The 348-nt window shown below is 76.4% G+C and carries 2 pseudogenes; one reads left to right on the top strand and one right to left on the bottom strand.

The annotated features are described in order from the left end of the window. Nucleotides 1-115: pseudogene (locus TN53_RS46575) on the top strand (ATP-binding cassette domain-containing protein); the annotation flags it as partial. Between the two features lie 122 nt (nt 116-237). Here TN53_RS46575 and TN53_RS49750 read toward each other — a convergent pair. Next, nucleotides 238-348 (bottom strand): annotated as a pseudogene (locus TN53_RS49750) (ABC transporter ATP-binding protein); the annotation flags it as partial.

The following is a 348-nucleotide window of genomic DNA, read 5'->3' as shown; positions in this document are numbered from 1 at the left end:
CGTGGCCGAGGGCGAGGTCTTCGGGCTGCTCGGGCCCAACGGCGCCGGGAAGACCACGGCGATCCGCTGCATGACCACGCTCCTACCGGTACCGGCGGGGGTGGGCCGGGGTTTTTGGGCCCCCCCCCCCCAGGGCCCGGAGGGGCGGTCGGGTTTCGATTTCCGCCGCCGGCCGTTGGCGGTGCTGATCGGGGCTGCGGCGAAGGTGGCCCACAGTGGCACGGCCGGGGCGGGGGGGGCGGGGTCCCCGACGGGGCGGGCCTGCGCCGCCGGTACCGGTAGGAGCGTGGTCATGCAGCGGATCGCCGTGGTCTTCCCGGCGCCGTTGGGCCCGAGCAGCCCGAAGAC

This window comes from Streptomyces sp. WM6386 (assembly GCF_000972385.1).
In the GTDB taxonomy this organism is placed as follows: domain Bacteria; phylum Actinomycetota; class Actinomycetes; order Streptomycetales; family Streptomycetaceae; genus Streptomyces.
This window is presented reverse-complemented; position numbering and strand designations above follow the sequence as displayed.